The sequence below is a fragment of the Alkaliphilus flagellatus genome (assembly GCF_018919215.1).
Lineage (GTDB): Bacteria > Bacillota > Clostridia > Peptostreptococcales > Natronincolaceae > Alkaliphilus_B > Alkaliphilus_B flagellatus.
Window position 1 is genome coordinate 325,000 of record NZ_JAHLQK010000005.1, and the last position, 18,232, is coordinate 343,231.

Annotated in this window: 22 protein-coding genes and 2 pseudogenes; 4 read left to right on the forward strand and 20 right to left on the reverse strand. The window is 29.9% G+C overall.

Annotated features, from left to right (window positions below; all coding sequences use genetic code 11):
- Window positions 1-23: 23 nt before the first annotated feature.
- The 8 genes from KQI88_RS14395 to KQI88_RS14435 all read right to left on the reverse strand — a co-directional run bounded on the left by KQI88_RS14395 (window position 24) and on the right by KQI88_RS14435 (window position 7,484).
- On the reverse strand, window positions 24-1,358 hold the full coding sequence (locus KQI88_RS14395; RefSeq protein ID WP_216418456.1) for a CCA tRNA nucleotidyltransferase: 1,335 nt from the start codon (window positions 1,356-1,358) through the stop codon (window positions 24-26).
- On the reverse strand, window positions 1,355-2,377 hold the full coding sequence (locus KQI88_RS14400) for a nucleotidyltransferase domain-containing protein (RefSeq protein WP_216418457.1): 1,023 nt from the start codon (window positions 2,375-2,377) through the stop codon (window positions 1,355-1,357). Before KQI88_RS14400 ends, KQI88_RS14395 begins: the two co-directional genes overlap by 4 nt.
- 35 nt (window positions 2,378-2,412) lie before the next feature.
- Window positions 2,413-3,336, reverse strand: a complete 924-nt coding sequence (locus KQI88_RS14405; protein ID WP_216418458.1) for a S8 family serine peptidase — start codon at window positions 3,334-3,336, stop codon at window positions 2,413-2,415.
- A gap of 32 nt (window positions 3,337-3,368) precedes the next feature.
- Window positions 3,369-3,560 carry a phage scaffolding protein gene (locus KQI88_RS14410; protein WP_216418459.1) on the reverse strand — a complete coding sequence of 64 codons (192 nt, stop codon included), beginning with the start codon at window positions 3,558-3,560 and terminating at the stop codon, window positions 3,369-3,371.
- Window positions 3,561-3,810: 250 nt separating this feature from the next.
- On the reverse strand, window positions 3,811-4,116 hold the full coding sequence (locus KQI88_RS14415; protein WP_216418460.1) for a hypothetical protein: 306 nt from the start codon (window positions 4,114-4,116) through the stop codon (window positions 3,811-3,813).
- A 625-nt stretch (window positions 4,117-4,741) separates the two neighbouring features.
- Window positions 4,742-5,119 (reverse strand): PH domain-containing protein, encoded by a 378-nt coding sequence (locus KQI88_RS14420; RefSeq protein ID WP_216418461.1) that lies wholly within the window; start codon window positions 5,117-5,119, stop codon window positions 4,742-4,744.
- A gap of 850 nt (window positions 5,120-5,969) precedes the next feature.
- On the reverse strand, window positions 5,970-6,401 hold the full coding sequence (locus KQI88_RS14430) for a DUF2383 domain-containing protein (protein ID WP_216418462.1): 432 nt from the start codon (window positions 6,399-6,401) through the stop codon (window positions 5,970-5,972).
- Between the two features lie 813 nt (window positions 6,402-7,214).
- A complete protein-coding gene (locus KQI88_RS14435; protein ID WP_216418463.1) occupies window positions 7,215-7,484 on the reverse strand; it encodes a hypothetical protein in 270 nt (89 codons plus the stop codon).
- A gap of 43 nt (window positions 7,485-7,527) precedes the next feature.
- Between KQI88_RS14435 and KQI88_RS18705 the strand changes: the two are divergent.
- Window positions 7,528-7,830: pseudogene (locus KQI88_RS18705) on the forward strand (DUF421 domain-containing protein).
- Between the two features lie 155 nt (window positions 7,831-7,985).
- A complete protein-coding gene (locus KQI88_RS14445; protein ID WP_216418464.1) occupies window positions 7,986-8,231 on the forward strand; it encodes a hypothetical protein in 246 nt (81 codons plus the stop codon).
- A gap of 413 nt (window positions 8,232-8,644) precedes the next feature.
- On the opposite strand, the gene KQI88_RS14450 is transcribed toward KQI88_RS14445, so the two are convergent.
- Entirely contained in the window at window positions 8,645-9,544 is a 900-nt protein-coding gene (locus tag KQI88_RS14450; protein ID WP_330656242.1) for an AraC family transcriptional regulator, read from the reverse strand.
- 755 nt (window positions 9,545-10,299) lie between these two features.
- Here KQI88_RS14450 and KQI88_RS14455 point away from each other — a divergent pair.
- Entirely contained in the window at window positions 10,300-10,485 is a 186-nt protein-coding gene (locus tag KQI88_RS14455) for an alpha/beta-type small acid-soluble spore protein (protein ID WP_216418468.1), read from the forward strand.
- 238 nt (window positions 10,486-10,723) lie between these two features.
- On the opposite strand, the gene KQI88_RS14460 is transcribed toward KQI88_RS14455, so the two are convergent.
- The 5 genes from KQI88_RS14460 to KQI88_RS14480 form a co-directional block, all read right to left on the reverse strand.
- Complete coding sequence (locus KQI88_RS14460) at window positions 10,724-10,930, reverse strand: hypothetical protein (RefSeq protein WP_216418470.1); 207 nt, start codon at window positions 10,928-10,930, stop codon at window positions 10,724-10,726.
- Window positions 10,931-11,173: 243 nt separating this feature from the next.
- Entirely contained in the window at window positions 11,174-11,386 is a 213-nt protein-coding gene (locus KQI88_RS14465; RefSeq protein ID WP_216418472.1) for a hypothetical protein, read from the reverse strand.
- A gap of 171 nt (window positions 11,387-11,557) precedes the next feature.
- On the reverse strand, window positions 11,558-11,785 hold the full coding sequence (locus KQI88_RS14470; RefSeq protein WP_216418475.1) for a hypothetical protein: 228 nt from the start codon (window positions 11,783-11,785) through the stop codon (window positions 11,558-11,560).
- A 385-nt stretch (window positions 11,786-12,170) separates the two neighbouring features.
- A complete protein-coding gene (locus tag KQI88_RS14475; protein ID WP_216418476.1) occupies window positions 12,171-12,359 on the reverse strand; it encodes a hypothetical protein in 189 nt (62 codons plus the stop codon).
- A 342-nt stretch (window positions 12,360-12,701) separates the two neighbouring features.
- Window positions 12,702-12,932, reverse strand: coding sequence for a hypothetical protein (locus KQI88_RS14480; protein ID WP_216418478.1), 231 nt, complete (start codon window positions 12,930-12,932; stop codon window positions 12,702-12,704).
- Window positions 12,933-13,426: 494 nt separating this feature from the next.
- On the opposite strand from KQI88_RS14480, the gene KQI88_RS14485 reads away from it, so the two are divergent.
- The gene (locus KQI88_RS14485) at window positions 13,427-14,980 is read left to right on the forward strand and encodes a recombinase family protein (RefSeq protein WP_216418480.1); all 1,554 of its coding nucleotides are present in this window, start codon (window positions 13,427-13,429) and stop codon (window positions 14,978-14,980) included.
- 386 nt (window positions 14,981-15,366) lie between these two features.
- Here KQI88_RS14485 and KQI88_RS14490 read toward each other — a convergent pair whose 3' ends face one another.
- The 6 genes and pseudogenes from KQI88_RS14490 to KQI88_RS14515 all read right to left on the reverse strand — a co-directional run.
- Window positions 15,367-15,555 carry a hypothetical protein gene (locus tag KQI88_RS14490; RefSeq protein ID WP_216418481.1) on the reverse strand — a complete coding sequence of 63 codons (189 nt, stop codon included), beginning with the start codon at window positions 15,553-15,555 and terminating at the stop codon, window positions 15,367-15,369.
- Window positions 15,556-15,744: 189 nt separating this feature from the next.
- On the reverse strand, window positions 15,745-15,900 hold the full coding sequence (locus tag KQI88_RS14495; protein WP_216418484.1) for a hypothetical protein: 156 nt from the start codon (window positions 15,898-15,900) through the stop codon (window positions 15,745-15,747).
- Window positions 15,901-15,944: 44 nt separating this feature from the next.
- Window positions 15,945-16,175, reverse strand: coding sequence for a LexA family protein (locus tag KQI88_RS14500; protein WP_216418486.1), 231 nt, complete (start codon window positions 16,173-16,175; stop codon window positions 15,945-15,947).
- A 332-nt stretch (window positions 16,176-16,507) separates the two neighbouring features.
- Window positions 16,508-16,840: a YmaF family protein gene (locus KQI88_RS14505; RefSeq protein WP_216418488.1), complete on the reverse strand. Its 333-nt coding sequence runs from the start codon at window positions 16,838-16,840 to the stop codon at window positions 16,508-16,510.
- Window positions 16,841-17,211: 371 nt separating this feature from the next.
- The gene (locus KQI88_RS14510) at window positions 17,212-17,400 is read right to left on the reverse strand and encodes a hypothetical protein (protein ID WP_216418490.1); all 189 of its coding nucleotides are present in this window, start codon (window positions 17,398-17,400) and stop codon (window positions 17,212-17,214) included.
- 424 nt (window positions 17,401-17,824) lie between these two features.
- Window positions 17,825-18,232 (reverse strand): annotated as a pseudogene (locus KQI88_RS14515) (hypothetical protein); the annotation flags it as partial.

Sequence of the window (18,232 nt, forward strand, 5' to 3'; positions counted from 1 at the left end):
AAAATCATCTATTTCTATGTTATTTAAATCCACTTTTGCATCACGATTTCTGTAAGAATATCTCTTCTATTTAGTTCTGGATTCTCTAGTATTATTTCCATTAACTCATTTAGAACTGTACCAACCTGCTTTCCCTGAGGTATCCCTAATTGAATCAAATCATACCCATTAATTTCTAAATCCTTTATAGATAACGGTTGTTTCTCGTTTAATATTCGTTCAACTTCATTCTTTAACTCAAATATCTTACTTACACCATCCCTTTTATTTGAACCATTTATGTCTGCAATCTGAAGTTTAAATAGCCTTTCAATATTGCCAATTCCTACTCTATTAATAAATTTTTTAGTGTTCTTAACTCTTAACTTCTCATATCTAGACATGTGCTCCCTAACCAAAATTACAACTTGTTCAATGGATTTATTATCATATTTTAGTCTCTTCATTACTTCCTCTGTAATGTCTGAACTTTTTAAATTATGTTTATAAAAATGACCTACACCATCTTCATCTAGATTGAATGTTTCTGGCTTTCCTATATCGTGAAATAATGCCGCCAGCCTTAATATTAGATCCTTTTCAGTATTGTCAACTACACTTAAAATATGACTAAAAACATCTTTGTCATGGTTTGGGTTGTGCTGCTGAAATCCAACACACATTTCTAACTCTGGTATGATATATTTCAACAGATCAGTACTACTCAACAACTTTAAACCTCTTGATGGCATATCTGTCATTAGAATTTTATTCAATTCTTCTCTAATTCTTTCTTCACTAATATCCACAATATTTTTAGATAGCTTTTTTATTTCCTTTGATGTCTCTGCATCTAAACTATATTCTAACTGTGCAGAAAACCTTATTGCTCTTAGCATACGTAAATAATCTTCACTAAATCTTTCAAAAGGATTGCCTACACATCTTATTTTTTTGTTAAAGATATCTGTAATTCCACCATAGTAATCAATTAATCCTTCTTTATTATTGTAGGCCATTGCATTAATTGTAAAATCTCTTCTTTTTAAATCTTCTTTTAAGTTATTTGTAAACTCAACTTGTTCTGGATGTCTACCATTTATATATTCTCCATCAATCCTATACGTGGTTACTTCGTAATTTTGTCCATTAATAACTACAGTGAGAGTTCCATGCTTTAATCCAGTAGGTATGACTTTAAAACAACTAAATATCTCCAACATTTTTTCGGGAGTGCAGTTAGTGCATATATCCCAGTCATTAGGTGTCTTATTTAGAATGCTGTCCCTCACACATCCGCCAACAATATATCCATCATAACCATAAAAACTTAATATATCTAGTATCCTATGTACTTCTTGTGGCATTTGAATTTTCATTTTAAAAGTCTCCTTCTGTTAATTTCAATCAATAATTCCTCAACTTTATTAAAGTTGGGCTTAGATGGTAATGGTGAATTATCAGCAGCATACTTCAATTTTACCTCATATTGATTTACTAATTCAAAGAATTCTTCTTTAAATGAACCATCTTCATTCTGATACTTACCATCTCTAATTTCTAATAAGAATTCACGATCATTCTCCCTATAGGTATTTATACCTTTTCCTTCTAGTAATTCTGTTCCCATAATTAATAATCTTACTAAATGCATTGCATGTTTGTTTAAATGTAAATCATCTTTCTTTCTATTTCTATGGTTAAGCTTACTATAGTCTTTAATTACATTCCCCATCTCAGAATAGATATTTTTAAAATCTCGTAGTGGATAATGAGTTAGCTTAATATCCATAAAAATTTCTTCTTCGTAGTCTTCTTTTAATGATTTATCAATATATAATTTTATTTCTTCATTAGTAAATTCGGTATAATGTTCCTGCAAATGTCTTATTTGCGTCATGATACTATTTAAAATATGCTTTTCTTTTTCTGATTGTGGATAATTATCTCTTGCTAAAGCATTTTGGAGCCTTCTTAATTGAGCAGTTGCATATCCACCAAAACTATGTATTGCTCTTTTTGATAAAAATAAATCTATATTCTCTCTTATAAGCCTTCCTTCTTCTGACAATATAAATAAGTGTTCATCTTTTGTACCTAGCATTTCAACAGTATTGGGGTTACAATTTAATAATAATCCAACTACTTTTTTAAGTCCATAAATTGTAGTATCAGTAGAAACATCTTCAAATTGTTCAAAATTAGATAATCCTAAAACTTCTTTTTCCCCTTCAATTGCAATTCCTCTAATATCTAAATCACTTGTTTCTACGTTAGTACCATATGCATGTGAACCTCCTGTTGTTAGTAATATAATATTATCTCCAAGATGTTCATTATCCCTTAAGAAATCATATTCTTTTGATTGTAGTTTGTTTTTTATATTCTCTATATTCATTTGTTTCACCCCCTTTTTCTCACAGCCAGAACAAACTACTCTTTTCTCTTTATAATCTTTCTAAGTTCCGCTACAATATACTCTGCACGTGTTAAAGGCTTGTCTGGTTTAAATGTACCATCTGGGTAACCTTTTAGGATTCCCTTTTCAGTACCTTCTTTTATTTCCTTTTCTGCCCAATGTCCTTTGATATCTTTGAATTTTATTTCTTCTGACATATTATTTTCTTCATTTTTTGAATTATCTATTTCTACTTCCCCAAACTTAAAGTTATCTGGAAATTTAAAAATACCAGCAAATTGGTCATATGGCCTAGAGTTTTCCTTTATAAAACTCCTAACATCTTCACACTTCCAGTTAGGATATTTTGCTAGTATTAAGCTAACACAGCCTGCGATTACTGGAGCACAACTTGATGTACCGTTATAATAGTGGAAAAATCCTTCATCTTTATTTCTAACATAGATATTTCCTTCTGTATATACATCTAACTCTTTTGATACGGAAGATTCTATATTTATTCCTGCAACTGCAATTGTATATTCTGAGTTAGCTGGAAATTGTACGTCTCTATTTGATTTGTTTCCGCTTGCTGCTACAAAAATTCCTCCCCAATCATGGTATTTTTTTAGGGCTTCTCTTCTACTAAAATTATTCATACATGTGAATGAAGCATTAATTATTTTTATATCATTCTCTATGCAGTAGTCTACAACTTGGAGAAAATCTATTTTTGATGCGTATATCTCTGCTTCAGGATTAATAAGCTTAATAACCTGTGCTGTCCACGAAGCATGCATAGCATAGCTACCTACTTTAACTACTTCCTTAATACCGAGGAAACCTAAATCATAGGGTATGTCTTCTTCCATAACCATGACCTTTGTTTTGCCTGTAAAACTAGGTGAATTAAGTTTATCTAACCGTTCCTTGTTTTGCTTCTGTAAATATTTAATCACTTATAAAATCCCACCTTTCGTATATTATTACTTTACACTGAAATCTCACCTGTTGCTAGATATATCTCTACTGCTGTTCTATAGCTTTCTTCTACTACTGGCTTTTCACTTACCACAACTAACTCTACTCCCAATTGCTTATCTAAGTCATTCACCTGTATTTTATAATGCTTTCTCTCTTCATTGATATCATCAAACTTTTTCTTTATGAATCCACTTACCATTACTTACTATATATATCTTTTTATCTCCAAGCTTTTCTTTTGCCTAGTTAAATAAATCATCTCCTAAGATAGTTTGAATAGTTTCTTCTTCGAATAGCTGAAGATTAAAGCTAAATAGTCTACTTTTCACTTTTATTCTCTTTTCTTATTTCCTGCTTGCCTCTTATGCTGGTCAGCTACAACTGAGGCCTTGTTTCTTTATTCCCTAACAATACTAAAAAAGGGCAAAATAAAAGCACCCTTTTAGGTGCTAATTATCAAATTTCCTTTTTAAAGCTTTAATATCTTTATCTATTTCCTTTTTAAGCTTTTCTATTTGTTTAATTAGTTTCTGCGCTTGTTTAATATCCCTGCTTCTTATATTGTTATATTTCTCTTGTAGTATCCTCATTTTCTCTTGTTTTCTCTTAATTAGTACACTGCTATAATAGCTTGTGTATTGTGTGTCACAGTGAGGACAAGTGAAATAAAATTTCTCAATATTGTTTTCTAATTTCTGTACTTGAATGTCTATTATGAATTCCTTTGTACATCTATCACAAAATGTTGTTTTCATAGTAGTCCCCCTTTTTCTAATCTAATATTTATAATTCATTAATTAAAGTAGAAGCATACACAAATAGTATACATGCCTATAAGGATTCATTGACCTTACTTTGTAATATCCTATAATGTCACTATACTTCTTTATCTATCATTGTGTTCATTATTGGTTATATTTTTTTAATAAAAAAATCTCCATATTTTTGATACCATTCGTCTAGTATTGAATTATCTTCTCTCTCTAACCAATTTCTTAGTTTGGACGAAACATCATCAAGGCGTTTAGATATATATGGTACCATAGTAAAGAATCGATTTGGGTGTCTAAAGGCACTTCATCAATTTTAAATATCTTCCCATGTCTTTCTCTGCATAAATCACAGGTTCTACCATATTATAAGGCTGATTGCCACTCTACCTTCTATAAATGGATTCATAGATAATGATTTATTACTTACAGTTTGATAAGCATGTTTTATAGAAGTTCTAACTAGTCTTTGAGTATTTTAGTACCTCTAAGATTAAGGGTATATTTTACTCCACCTCTATGGCTTTTTAGTTGTCTAAAAATATATTTGGTTGCTATTTGTTTGTTTTGTTAAATGAAAAAAGAGCCGATGGCTCTATAATTAATTTGACTATCTTAATATATAAGTAGCTAATACAGACTGCAGCTCATATATGTTAAGACTCTTATTAAATTGTTTCTCAATTGGTGCTGATGTTCCAGAAATCCATATCTTCAACTCAGCATCTAAATCAAAATGTCCTGCTGTTTCAATGTTAAAATGCGTTATGCTCTTATATGGAATTGAATGATATTCGGTTTTCTTACCTGTCATTCCTTGCTTATCCACCAATATCAATCTCTTATTAGTGAATATAAACATATCTCTTATTAACTTATAAGACTTTTCTATAGTCTCATTTTCAGCCAAAATATTAGCATATTCCTTATTTACATCTTTAATATTTACCTCAGATGCATTTCCCATTATTCCACCTAATAAACCCATAATACCCCTCCACTAGTAAAATTATATATTTTTAATTCTTCATGAAATCTTAATATCCTCTATAAGATTGATAAAAATAATTCAATTACTGCAATAAATACGCAAATTTCGACAAATTTTTTATATAAAGTATATTATAATATTCTCTATGATTTTATTTAAAAGGAGTTGTTTTTATGAAGAAAGAATTTCTAATATTATTAATTAATCAAATAGAAATTTTTAAGAAATGTATATTTCAATTAATAAGTCATTCAAACTTTAGTTTAAGTAGCCCTGAAGTCTTAAGCATCGGTACTATGCTAGATTCTTTAATTGAGATTTATTATTTACTTTAGTATATTACTATATTTTAAATTTAATTCATCTCCTAAACGTATACATTCACTTTATCTTGATGAACTTGTTCAGTACGTAATTACAATATTTATATTTTTTCTCTCCTACTGCTAATACTCCAAAATATATTAGTAACAATATTCATTTCTAATAATTAGTTATTATTAACTCTCCATACCTTCCCCTAGTCCTATGATCTTTTGATACAGAATAAGTAACATAATTTCCCCTATATTCATTTAGCCATCTCTCTTTCACTTTATTTTATTTTGAAGATATTCTCTTTACATCGTGGGCAAGTCTCTGAAATCGCATTGTCATCTGTTTTTTTAATTGCATATATCAAGCTTTCAAGTGTGAGTTTTTCAAATTTATAATTGCAATTATTACATTTAACTTTTTTCATATCTCCACCACAGTTTTTTAAATAAAAATCAAATTAAAATTGTTATTAAAATTTCACACGAAAAAAGAGCCGCTTAGGCTCTTTCGTATAACACTTATATGTTTCTTACATTAAATTCTTTAGCTTCTCAATAGATCTTCTATCATTTTTCAGTATCTCACCTGCAATATCTCTTGATTTATCGTCTAGATTACCCCTTAGAACCTTTTCAGCCATATTAACTCCTTGAGTTTCGCCTTCTATGGCTTTTGCAATAACTTCAGAGGTATCAACTTTTAAACCCAAGTCCATATTAATCTTAATTTCAGCCATTTTACCCTTCATTCCAAGATTCTCATGTGGTTGTCCACCTATATCCTGAATATAACTTGCTAATGTATTAATATTTTCTCTATGCTGTTTCTGAACCTCTTTTAAAGAATTTTTCATATTATCATCTTCTAGCTTAGACATAAAGTTATTAAAACTCTCTACTGCCATATACTCTCCCTGTAAAAGCTGATTAAGTGATTTTATTGTTTCTGAGTTTTTAGACATTCTGTTTGGCCTCCTTTATTATAAGTTTACAATTGAATATTGTGTTCTTATGTTCCCACCAAACTAGAAATTAATACAACCCAATTATCATCTGATTTATGGCAATTAAAAACCCCGCTAGGCTCCTTATATACCTAACAGGATTTTATCTCACTCTCCAAAGGGGTACTAGATCAATTTTTGTCACATTATCATTATATAACATATATAATCCAAAAACAGGTACAAAACAGGTAATTTTCAGGTACTTTTTGGGTACTCTGCATTTTATAATACTTTAAACCTTGTATAATAAGGTTCTAATATTTTAGTTAATAATTCTATCGACTCTTTATTCATCTTTTTCAATCCCTCATAAGTTATATAATTCTGTTGTCTAAATCTATTGTTAAAGCTAACCTCTATATCTCTCTAAAACATGTTCTTAAAGTATTTGCATTCTATAATAAATTGTTGTTGTTTAGTTAATGCATTTAATGCTTCATCTAACTGCTCTACTTCAATCTGGTGAATATATATCCTAGACTTATCTTGCTTTATCCACTCTTGTAGAACTCTATCTCTTCTTCTTGGGTTAACAACTCGTATTCTACTCTACTATTGAAGTACCATTATAAGGCACTGGTGGCATCCCTAGCTGCTTACTAGTGCCTAAAAATAATCCCTTATGTAGTTCTGGATTATTAATCACCTACTGATATATTTCTACTCTAATTAATGTAAATACTCTATATAATCATTTGCTAATTCTTTACTGCAGTTACTTAAACTAAAATCTTCATACTCTGTAGTCTTTAAAAATCCTTCTTTAGTCTATTCTCTTATGTATTCTTTATCTTGAACAGTGTAATTAGCGATATCTTTTATAATTGTAAAGATTTTACCTCTCTGATCGTTGTTGATCCATTTCATTCTTTCCTTTTGTTCTTCTGCATTTACAAGTATTTCTACCTTTACAGGCTTATCCATGAAATTATATATATCTTTCATAACCTTAGGTATCTCTTTTCCAGGCAACTGCAGAGTGATCTTCATTCCATTTTTTAATGTTCTTATATTATCTATTTCACAGTTTATTTTCATTAAATTCCTTCTTTCATAAATCTTTTGATGCACAGAACACAGTATATTTTCAATTACAGAAGTTGAATATGCAATATTAGAACCAGATGGTAAATTAAGTGTACTGAAAAAACACCAACAACAACAAATAACTAAGGAAGATATGAATATTCCTGTTAACACTTTAAATTAAATTTCATCTGAGATAATTGTTGATGGAAAAATAATAAAACATAATTTAAAAGAATTAAATTTAAATGAAGAATGGCTCACAACTAAACTTAAACAAAATAATATTGCTAATACAGAAGATGTTTTTTACGCTGAAGTTCAAAGTGATGGTACTTTATTTATAGATAGAAATTAATTTCTTCTTTATAATATTCTTGTGATACGTATTACCACTCAATTTTTGCACACATCTATTACGATGTTGAAATACATTAATATTGCGTGTACCTCGAACACTTATTCTGTGCCATTTCGTCTTAAAATGCATATAATACTTATGAGGTGGTATACATGTCAAATTTTTCAAGTATAAATCCAGATACATTAGTACTTATAACTTCTTTACTTTCTGTTTTAATATCACAAAATTTGAGCACTGATGAACTTAATGTACTAGGAAATGTTATTACACAAATTGGCGCAAGTTTACTTACTAAGGCTGCCCAGCAAGATAGTTTACAATCTAAAGAAGAACTTAAAAATCAGATAGCAGATATGGAGCAACAGCTTAAAAATCTTAAAAGACAATTATGCTAAATGAAATATCATCATCCATATCAGTAGTAGACAATATCCTTACAATGCAACTTACTACAATTCTTTCATACAAAAAAACAATTCCCCTGCAATATTTCTCCCCATCTTCCAACATATCGAATGTTGCATGGGAATGTCTATCTTACATATTTTTTATATATTCATCTATGTCATCTTTTTTTATTTCACATAATTTTTGTATTGCGACATAAAAATACCGTAAAATTCATTTCTGAATAATACGGTATTAAAATAAAATATTCGAATTTTATAGTTTATAGTAGAAGAGTATAGATGGTTTGAAATCTTATTCTTACTACTAATATTCTTTATGATCTGTCATAACTAAAACTATACATTACGCTCATTTTCTGTATATTGATTCATATGGAAACTTCTAAATAATTTATATTTTAACTGTTACCGGATTTAACTATGGCAATCCATACCTCCTGCCTGTTATTTTGCATATAACTTTCAATAACAGGCAGATCATCCAGCTCATAACCAGAATTAGGCAGCCATTCTGTATAAAACTTTTTATAAACCTGCTGAACAGCATCTGGTAGTTCTCCATTTGCTTCAAATATTACCCATGTAGCCTGTGGAAACTCAAACGTGTCCATACCATCAAATGGTTCAACTCTTTTACATTCGAGAACATCAACATATGTTGTCACTGCAAGGTAATAATCCATTTCCTCCGAATTTCCCCATCTGCCTCCAGCACTTATTCCAAGAAATCCAGCTGGGCGATAGTCTGCTTTCATAAAAAGTTCTGTCATACAATCCATTGTGCCATTTTTCCATGCAGTATCCCAAATCTGCGGCACAATATTGAATGCATCATTTGTGCAAATCCTGTGTTTAAAACCTGAAACTGTAAACCCAGGCAATTGCTCAATCTGATAGTTCATATATGTCTCTCCTTTAATAATTATTTGAAAGGAGATTTTGGGACAGGACTTTAATCTAACAGTTTCGTTTCGTACCTTTGACGGAAGAACACCATGAAATTTTTGAAAAGCTCTTGTAAAGGAATCGTGTGAATCATATCCATATTTCATGGCTATATCAATAATCTTATCCTTACTATTGATAAGATCAAACGCAGCCATGGTAAGACGCCTGTTCCTAATATATTCAGATAGAGGTTTATCTGCAATATATGAAAACATCCTTTGAAAATTATACACGGAACACCCTACAATCTGCGCAATCCTCTCATATGAGATTTCTTTGTCAAGGTTTTCTTCTATGTAGTTCACTGCACTATTTATACGTTCAATCCAATCCATTATATCTCCCCTCATTCTAATAATACAATTAAAGAAATCTAGATACTCGACTTTTCATGCCGCATTTTATCGACTAGAATATACATAATCATAGTTATATTATCATATAATTATGAATTATCTCTTAAAAAAATTATATCATATTTCACCAAATATATATCAAACCGTATTAATAATTATTTGTCCAGTGCTTGTCCCAAAACTTACCATTAACAAGTTTTCTAATTCTCATTAAATTCCCTTGATCTGTTTTGTTGTTATAGATTATGTTATAGCCGCCATCAAATTTAATACTTTCTAATTGCCATCAGCTTTTTATTAAGTACTTGAATTTAGACTAAAGCAATTCGCTAATCTTTATATTGTTTATTTGCCATCTGCACTTCTTTTTTTAAATAATACTCCTTTGTTTGCCATATCTAAGTTTTTCAATTTGTCCCCTCCTTGCACATTCTAAATTGTTTTTTATATAAATCTATACCAGTTTGAGTTATTTCTATATTTTTTTATTTTCAGCTGCTATGGCAACTCTTTTGTTTCTAGCTTAAATAATTTACATCATCATAACATCATAGTGATTTCTCTCTTATATATCTCTCACTACTGAATTATTTATAAAAAATTTTCTTTCTCTTTTATATGATTTCAATCTTTGTAATTTCTTAATAACAGTATCTAACTGTAATTTATACTTAGCATATTTATTTTATCTTTTACACATCCTATATACTACAGAGTTTGTATTAAATTATTAAAAGGAGTGGAAAATATTGGCTAAGAATAGACTTGTTGTCCCTGAGGCACGCCAAGCTTTAGAACAATTTAAAATGGAAGTTGCTCAAGAATTTGGTGTAGATGATCCCAGATCCCTAGCTTCAAATCATACTGGATATATCGTAAGAAAACTAGTTGAAATGGGTGAGCAGCAACTAATAGATAACAATAAAAATAATTAATAGAGTTAAAGGAGTTATATAAAGCTCCTTTTTCCATCTATGCCTCTTAATTTACTCTAATTTCGATTTTTATTCCAACTGGCTAAAAATCTCTAATAGCTTGTTGATTTTCTTTTCAATTTACCCCACTCTATAGCCTATAATACCCATATATTTTTTAGGTTGTCCTATAATTTTCTGCAGGTTATTAATAAAAATAACCTGCTTAGTAATTTCATCTAATTTTTCTTGCATTATATTATACATTTTCACACTTTATAGATTTTTTTGTATCGGTATGATCTTCACACCCACATTGTTTGCATAAGTGTCTTTCATTAGCACACTCTTCACAATACTGCCAACATGGAGAATGTGGTGTTAGAATTATTTTTTCACATATTTTGCATTTTCCTTCACGCAGTGCTTGCGAACAAATCATACTCTCACACTTTCTACATGACATGTTACTTCCCCCCCAACATACTATCTTTCAATAACAATGTATGTTTTTTGTCTATATAAGTTCGCCTTATTTTTGTGATGTGTAGCTATCCAAACATTGATATTTGATTATATAATTTGAAATTAGCCGAAACTATTTTGTACATTGAAACCTCCTGTTATAGATTTTTTAAATTATGTTTTGTGCTTCAATGATTATCTCTTCACTAGTCATGGCTCTTTTTCTTGAAAAGTTCTTATATCATTAATGGTATCTGGATGTTTTTTTACCTTTAGTTATTGAGTAAAAGTTAGCTTTTTCATGAAGGTATTTTAAGTAATCTTCATTTGGATTTCTTAGCCACTCAATTATTTCCAATACTTTTTCCTTAGTTGGCTTCTCTATCCTATAACCACCTTGTATGAAAGTACTTATATTAATTAAGGTATTGATATGAACCCTTGTCATTGCACTCAATCACTATATCATCTAATCCTTTAATTTTTTAGTACTTCATCTATAAAATGATCTGTAGTATGTCCCGTAAGTTCTTTATCAGCTTCACCATGTTTCTTAGTTCGCTTCTCTTTCAAAATATCTTGTAACTCTCCTGCTTGTCCATTATTAAGAGTGATTTCTACCTTTACCTCATGTTATAGTCCACGTATTCGGTTCCCCAAAGTTGTCCAATGTCTTAATCTTGAAATTACTAATATTGTTGCCGTCGTTATCAAATCGGACCCATAAAAAAACATCAAATACTGTTGTTTTATCTGTTCCGTTCTTTCCAAGTATTGAAATATTTATTCCCTTAACATCTGTTGAAAATTCTCGTATTCCTTTAAAATTTTTAAGATATAAATTGTTTAGCTTCATTATTGCCTCCCCTAATAATTTTCTCAAATTCTCTGATTCTTCCTTAAGACTCTAATTTTCAATGCTTAAACCAGTAACAATTTTATTCAGTTCATCATAGTTGGTCCGTCATACAAATATTCATCTAGTGTTAGAAAAAGCTCTTCAAGTTGCACAAATGTGTCAATTATCTTTTATCCATTAAAATCCATATAGTGAAGTTCTATTAATTTTTTATATCAACAAGTGCTTTCAATTTTAAAATCTTATCTTTTTTGGTGGAATAGTTATAAGTTATATTTTTCTTTGGCCTTATTTGGTTACCGCCAATAGTGTCTTTTTATATTCTTTAAGATCAATCCTTAATTCTCTTATGGTGCTTATAAATACAATGCATACTTCATGTTTACACCTCCTTTCCTTTAGAAACTAAGTCTTCAATAATCTCCCAACCTATTGCATGCATATCATTAAGAATTTTTTCTACTTCAGCTTTATCCATTGGTGGTGGAGCTACCACTTCAACAACTGCATTTCTAAACTTGTATGTTTCCGATAATATTCGATCTCCATCTTTTACTTGTTTAATAAGCATTTCGATCCCCTCCTACTACTAAAAGGTATGAAATTACTGGTTTGTACTATTCAATATCTTTCTTCATAACCTTTTTTATAAAAATTCATTCATTGATCCAGCTAAAGTTTAAAATATTCTTCCTCATCTAAGTGCTCTTTGGGGCCACTTACCTTCTGGATGCCAGTTAAGTATACTGATGCTTTCTCAAATCCATCAAGCAAACATCTAATAAAATATTTTTGCTCTCCCTCAAAATCTGCTTTTTTAAAAGCATAATGTAAGTTAAATACTTTAATATTCCGACTTAATAAATTATTCATAAGCTTTTCATGGTATTTATCATTTACTTACTCACTCTTTCTAGTTCAATAACCTCCTGCCTGTGCAACTGCAATTTTTCTTAAGTCTAATTTGTATGGAACATTCTTCACATACTGCAATAAGTTGTTCATAACTACCTAGTCTTTCTGCCCATGCAACAAACATATTTAAATATTTTAGCTCTCCTTTTATTGTTGCAAATCTACTAATAATGTTACTATCTACGTGTAAGAGCATTGCTATATCATTTTGTCTGTATACATTCTCCATTCTTACATCTATTAAAGTTTGTCGTTAGTTCATATCAATCCCCTTTCAATTCCTTCTTTTATGCGACATTTGTAGTTTTATTTGTCTACTTTCGTGTTAGAACTTAATTAATAACTTTTCTGAAACAAAAATCTAATATGCTGTCTAAAGTCATCCCGGCCTTAATCATCTTTTCTTTTCCCTTAGAAATAGCATAGGGTTATTCCGTCTTTATATATTATCAATTTTTTATTTCAAAATGACTCATTACTTATCATTTAAACAAAACATCTACTCGATAGGATAATTGGATGAATTTTGTGTTTTTTATATAATTCTTTAATATCAAGTTTGTAATGTTTTCCATTATAGTTCTATCTTATATACTAGTTAGAAAACAGACTATATGGCTTTGCTCTTGTACTTTTGTATTTAAAGCCAATAATTATCTTAATCATTAGTTGCATATTATATAATAATCTTTAAGTAGGATATATCTTATAGGAGGTGAACTAATGGAAAGAGTATGTATTTATCTAAGAAAATCCAGAGCTGATATTGAAGCAGAGTCCAGGGGTGAAGGAGAAACTCTAGCCAAGCATCGCAGTACTCTTTTAAAGGTTGCTAAGGAAAAAGGCCTTAATATCATAAAAATATATGAAGAAATAGTATCTGGTGAGAGCTTAATGCACCGCCCTGAAATGCTTGAACTATTAAAAAATGTTGAAAATAAATTGTATGATGCTGTTTTAGTTATGGACGTAGATCGTCTTGGTAGGGGTAACATGCAAGAGCAGGGCCTTATATTAGAAACATTTAAAAAGTCAGGAACTAAGATTATTACACCTAGAAAAATATATAACCTAGATGATGAATTCGACGAAGAATACAGTGAGTTTGAAGCTTTTATGGCTAGAAAAGAATTAAAGATGATTAATAGACGTCTGCAACGTGGTAGGGTTCGGTCTATTGAAGATGGTAACTACATAAGTCCTAATCCACCCTATGGATATGAAATAGATGAAGGAAAAGACTACAGGACCTTAAAACCACATCCAGAACAAGCTGAAGTAGTAAAAATGATATTTGAATGGTACGTTGATGGATTAGGTGCTGGAAAAATATCTAATAAATTAAATGAACTTGGCTATACAACATATACAGGCATAAAATGGCGTAATTATTCAGTTCTTAATATAATCAAAAATCATGTTTATACCGGGAAAGTAGTTTGGGGTAAAAAAGATATTAGAAAATCTAATAAACCTGGTCAATTAAAAGAAGTAAATGAAAGACCTAAAGATGAATGGATTATAGCAGATGGAAAACATCCTGCTTTAATATCGGAAGAATTATTTGAAAAAGCTACTGAAATTTTGGAGAAAAGATATCATGTACCATATAAATTAGAAAATGGTATTACAAACCCATTAGCAGGTATTATACGGTGTCAAAATTGTGGAGCTTCTATGGTATTTAGATCTTACACAAAAAAAGATCCTCATATTATGTGCTATGCCAATTGTGGTAACAAATCATCTAAGTTCAAGTATGTAGAAAAAGAACTCCTAGATGCACTTGAGCAATGGTCCATCCAATATAAGGCCCAATGGGATATTAGAAAAAAAGCTACCGGAGAAATAGCAGCCACTTCTTCTATTTCTATATTTGAAAAAGCTACTGAAAACTTAGAAAAAGAATTGGCAGAATTAGAAAATCAAAAAGGCAGGCTCCATGACCTTTTAGAACGTGGAGTGTATGATGTAGATACTTATCTAGAGAGATCACAAAATTTAGCTGAAAGAATGGATGCTACTAAAGCAAATATTGATAAAGCTAAATTAGCACTTAATCAAGAAATACAACGAGAAAAAGCTCAAATAGATATTATTCCTAAGATAGAAAAAGTGCTAGACCTCTACCCTAAATTAGAAGATCCAGCACAGAAAAATAAGTTACTTAAAAGTATATTAGATTACTGCGAGTACGACAAGAAAAAATCTCAAAGAAATGACAACTTTACATTAAGGCTATTTCCAAAACTTCCAAAACAAACCCCTAATAGTTGATAACCTGTTATGGGTAATTCATTACCCTCTTTATCTACTCCTATAGGATCTTGCAGTGATACTTCAGTTTTAATTTTCTTGTTCGATCTAATGGTCATCAATATTTCATTTGCTATGCTCACATTATGGAAACATATTACTATACTCAAACTATGGATATATTAAAAAGTATATCAGACTTATCAATCGTCGATAGTAAATAGGATATTACCGATTATTAAAGGGGTTACCCCAAGAGGATTTATGTTGTAAAGCAGGTAGCTTTATTTTAAATAGGATATCAAACATAGTCATGTACAAAATTGGTTAATCCTGTTGCTTGTTTCAAATAAAAATATTCATAAAAAACAGGGTAAAGCCCAAGCTCTACCCCAATTCTGTTCTATCTATCTTTTACAATCACAAAATTCACGTCCGCATCCACATCTACGTTCACGTCCAAATACGAAACATAATATAATAATTAAGATAAATAAGGAAAATAAATTATTTGTGCCGCCGCAACCTTTGTTTCCCCCAAAGATTCCGTCTAAAAACCCGCCACCGCATCCGCCGCTTTCAATAATTCCACTCATATATTCCACCTACCTTTTCAAATTTTGACTTTTCTCTTTTTCTGTTCTAAGACTATTTGTCGTTTTAATATAATATACATTATGAAATTATCTATAAATTGTTCTATATTTTTCTATAAAAATAAAAAAGGGAGAGCCTAGGCTACCCCATCATTTTCATTTAGAAACTATCATCCTGACACAGTTTGATTAAATAATAGTACATAAAGGTACTCTAACTAAAACCAGACGATCAGTTGCATTTTGAACACTAAATACTACGAATACATTTCTTCCTACTACGAACGCACAAATAAGCTCTACTTCTCTTCCTGTAGGAATTGTGTTAACCATTTGACAACGCATAACTCTCGCTGCTATTAGTGCTGCTGCTTGAACTGCTGTTATCTCTAACCTTTTATTATATTTAGTCCTTTTTCAGTTACCGATATAGATCTGGGACTACTATCTATTTTTGTGATAAATCCTTGATTTTCTAAATTACCAAGATATCCATGCACAGTACTACTCGATTTAAATCCTACTAAGTCGCAAATATTTCTTACTGTAGGACTAATTCCATTATCCTGTATATATTTGTGTATAGCTTCTAAAATTTCCCTCTGACTTTCAGTTAGCATGATAATCCCCATTTTACTATTATTATTGCTGATTAACTTTGTATCTATTGCGGATAGTATGTTGTCTATTTAAAAAATTCTTAATTCTCCCTTATCTATATCTAAGGCTTTTATAATTTCACTGTCCATTTTAATACTTGGATTCTTCTCTGGGTTATTTCTAAATTTTTCATATATACAACAGTTATTATTTTTTGATTGTTAATGAGTATTTTAATGATTGTTTTATCATATATTCACCTCAAACGTATGTTCTTAATTATATGTTACCAGAATGTACGTTCGATGTAAAGAGTAAAAAAAGAGAGAAATAAGTCCTCTCCTATAATATATTAATAACATCTATTATATTGCTGGTACATTTGAGGTGATGTGTTATTTTCATACTCATGATCATGTTCAGCTATAAATGTTGTTCTACCTTCCATGTAATGAATATGTCCCTCTGAAACTATTATTGCGGGACTTGTACTTCCATAATATCGATGAATATGTCCATCATCAAGTGTCGTATATCCATTATAATAGTGGACATGACTACCTTGTACTGGTATAGGCTCTCCTGTACATCCATAATATCTATGAGTGTGTCCATCATTTAAAGTCGTAACTCCTTGATACTGGTGGATATGCCCCATATGATGATTATTATAGTAATTGTACATTTTAATTCCCCCTAAATTCTATATATATGCTTTTGACAATTATAATATATTCCCTACAAAAGCAAGTGTTACATGGTTCAAAATAAGCTTTCTTGCTCTGTGCTATTTCTAAATAATAAATTATTTCCTGCAAGTTTTAGCAATAACTTTAATCGCTTTCTCATTTTTAGAAAATCATCACTATCTAAATATAAACCGTATATATCTAATGAAATGGAGTTTTCTTTAATTGGTATTATATCATTTGCATATAAAAATTTGATATTTTATTGATTCTGGTTTTAGTTTATCACAGCTGATTGAATTTTTTAAAATAGGCATAAACAATAGGGTAGAGCATAAGCCCTACCCCAATTCTGTTAATCTATTTTTTAGCATCCGAAAATTCCACGTCCGCAAAATAGTACAACAAGTAATAGGAAGAAGAAAAGTAAGCTATCTCCTGTTCCTTTAAAAATACCACAGTTACAGAAAATGATTATTAATAACAAGAAAAAGAAAAGTAAACTACTTTGCCTTCCTCCAAACAAACCACCTAAACCTAAGTTACCTTCACTCATATATTACACCTACCTTTTTAAATTTTAAATACTGCTAAATACACAACTTTTTTATCTTTCAGTTCTAAGACTATCTATAGTTGTAATATATACTATGAAATTATCTATAAACTGTTCCATATTTTATGTTGAAAATAAAAAATGATAAAGCATAAGTTCTACCCATTAATAAATTCTAAGGCTATTTAATTCGTTCATATTTATACCTTAATTTGTTTTTATTATAAGTATTATACGGATTATAATAGAAAAAAGTTTCATTTTTTGTTTTTTAATATATTTTCAACAAATCATTCACACATTTTTATACGCAACATAGTATGGAAGTACAATATATTTTTCTCCAGTGTTCTTTTTTATATAAGAATAAAATAGGATATGCAGTTTTACATACCCTATTTGTAAAATATTATTCTTGATATGTTTAGCAAGGTCTATTACATTCTTGCTCTGTTGGGCACTCTCTACGAGTTGGACCAATTGCAACCTGTCTATTTTGTAAAATTTTAAGTGTAATAGCTATAACCATTTTTTCTTCAATTTTTGTAAATAGTTTTTCTCCTACAGGTAGATCTGTATGCTTTGGATGTACACGATGTAAAAACTCATCGAATTCAACAATTTTAGCGCTTATTAATTCGCAAAATGTTAGTTCATTAAAAAATTCTGTGCTGATTTGATTAAACTCTGATAAATCTCCTGATAATAGTCTATCTTTTTCAGCAAAATCATTTGGTAATTCTTTTGATGTAAAAAATTCAAATTCATTTGATGTATTAGTAACAAGAGGTGCTGGACGTGTACCATTAAATTTAACAACAGTTGTACATTC